The organism is Bacillus sp. CR71 (assembly GCF_003429245.1).
Classification (GTDB): domain Bacteria; phylum Bacillota; class Bacilli; order Bacillales; family Bacillaceae_G; genus Bacillus_A; species Bacillus_A thuringiensis_S.
This window is the reverse complement of record NZ_CP031748.1, coordinates 5900294-5902930: the sequence shown is the minus strand read 5'-3', so window position 1 is coordinate 5902930 and position 2637 is coordinate 5900294. Positions and strand designations below refer to the sequence as shown.

Here is a 2637-nt window from a genome sequence, read left to right as displayed (position 1 = left end):
TATTCTAAATACACTATCTGGAGTTTATATGAAGATATTCAGTAGATTATCTAAAGATATTAGGGCTTATCTGGAGTGCATATGTAGTGATTCGTTAATATAGTCAAGAAAAGCTGGAACACAAATTAAAATATGTAATCGATTTTGAACATTGGTAAAGAGTCAGTCCATTTAATGTGGAATGAGGACAAACGGAATAATAATAGGTATAAAATATTAGTCACCAACCAATTAACTTGAGGAAGGAATACAAACACGGGATAACTCCCTTTATTTATGACCCCTACAGTACAAGATGAGATACTATCGTTAGAAAAATTAGCCTCCTCCATGGAATACCAATGTAGACATTCTTTTTGCTTCATGACGTTTACCACCTCTGATATATCTAGTACCCAAACAAAAAGCACATATAAAAAAACCACCGAAAGGTGGCTATATTTTTAAGCGGCACTTGTTTAATCCGCTAATTTCACGTTTTTTATTAGTTTTTCACCATTTCGATAAACTGTTACTTTAATTGTATCCCCCAATTTTTTCTTTTTATATAAATATTTTCGGAATTGAACGACATTTTCTATTTTTTGTCCATCTAATGCAATCACAACATCATATTGTTGCAATCCACCTTTTTCTGCTGGTGATTGGTATGAGATATTCCTCAATACTGCACCATTTGATATCTCTTTTGGTAATTTTAATTGATTGCGTGCAGACTCTGTCATTTTCTCTACATCTAATAACTGTACACCCACCATCGGACGTTTAACTGTTCCATCTTTCTCAAGAGACTCTAGGATCGTTTTGGCTATATGAATTGGAATTGCAAATCCAATTCCTTCAACAGCTTGTTGTGCAATTTTACTTGAATTAATTCCAATGACTTCACCCTGTTCATTAAACAAAGCTCCTCCACTATTCCCAGGATTAATAGCTGCATCTGTTTGAATTACCTGTGCTTGCCAATCAACTTGTTGATCTCCAAGAGTACTAACAGGTATTTCTCGTTCCTTACTACTAATAATCCCCTTTGTTACACTACCTTCTAACCCCAATGGATTCCCAATAGCTATTACCGTTTCCCCTGTACGAATTTTTTCTGAGTCTCCAAGTGTTGCGACTCTTTTTACATCTGCCCCGTCAATTTCTAATACTGCTAAATCTAATAATGGATCTGTCCCTACTACTTTAGCTTGAACCTTTTTACCATTATTCAATTTCACTTCTACTTTATTCGCACCGTCTATCACATGATTATTTGTAACAATGAAAGCCTTATTGCCGTTTTTTTTATATATGACCCCTGATCCCGAACCAGCTTCTTCTGATTGATTTTGCGTATTAAATGAACCTGCATTTTTTTTATAGTTAATGACACCTACGACAACTTCTTTTGCAGATTCCATCATATTTTGAGGATTGCTCACATCTTCTGGTTTGTAAGAGATTGGCGTAGCCTGATTTACTTCGTTATGCTTAGAAGATTGACCTGCACTTCCTTTGATTTCATTTATATAAGGAGTGGTCAATCCAATGGTAATTGCACCAATCACTGCACTAATTATTCCTGTGAAAAAATACCCTGTTTTTTTATAGACTTTATTCCTATTGCTTTCTGTTTGATTTGTATCATCGTGTCCCATTGTGAACATCCCTTTCTCCTTTAATTTACAATTGAATGTTTTTATCTTAATATTTGAAATACGATGTATGAATGTAACATTTAAGAATCACCATTTCAAAAAAAGAAAATTTCACCTTTAGGCATGTTTAAACATAAATCAACTGTTTTTTCGTAGGGGTAACATTATATTTGAAATTTCCTATGAATATATGTATGACGATATTCAAACCCACTTCGAGCTTGTCTCTAAAAAAAGAGCCTATTCGGCTCTCAACAAATAGAGTATTCAATGTACAAAGTAGGATACGTGTTTATACAGGTGTTTTGCAAAAAGTGGAAACAAGGGACAATAAACATCCATTAGCTTATTTATTCTTTTGTTATAAACTTAGATTCTAGCATTCTCGTGAGAATGGATGGTAATAGGTTTGTGTGTAAATAAGAAGGAAGGGATAAAATTTGATAGATTGTGTAAGTCGTCAACATCATGTATCATTCCTTTCTATTTGGTACATGTATCATACAAACTTAATCTGTATTCTATATGGAGCTAATCTAGAGTTATAGTAAAGATTTTCAGTACCTAATTATGGAATACAAAAATAGAGAGAATCAATTTAATCCTCCCTATTTTTGTTCACTAGACTTATATAGTTTTCTTTTATTTACACTTGTGTATTTGTTTAAGCCCGGTGCCGGTTTCAATTTTTGTTTTTTCTCTTTTATGCGTCTATTATTCGAATGAGGGGCCATCCACAGTTGTACATCTAATAAAGAAAGAATGATGTTTGCTTCTAGTGACATCTTAATTACCTCCCTCTGTCTTGCTATGTATATAAACTATCTCATGCATCTGGAGCTAATTTGAAATACATGTAGTTTTCTTATGAAGTTTTTATAGTATTTCTAATATGTCTCCACATCAACTCCAGTTTGGAAGGTTATAATGACTACAAGAGGTGATATTATGAAGAACTATCACATTCTGGTGGTAGAAGATGATCAAGAAATAC

At 33.3% G+C, this 2637-nt stretch carries 2 protein-coding genes; both read right to left on the bottom strand.

Going from position 1 to position 2637, the window contains the following annotated elements; translation table 11 throughout:
* Positions 1-458: 458 nt before the first annotated feature.
* Positions 459-1652, bottom strand: a complete 1194-nt coding sequence (locus tag DOS87_RS29805) for a S1C family serine protease (RefSeq protein ID WP_098236242.1) — start codon at positions 1650-1652, stop codon at positions 459-461.
* Between the two features lie 599 nt (positions 1653-2251).
* Positions 2252-2428, bottom strand: a complete 177-nt coding sequence (locus tag DOS87_RS29800; RefSeq protein ID WP_000050958.1) for a hypothetical protein — start codon at positions 2426-2428, stop codon at positions 2252-2254.
* Positions 2429-2637 lie beyond the last annotated feature (209 nt).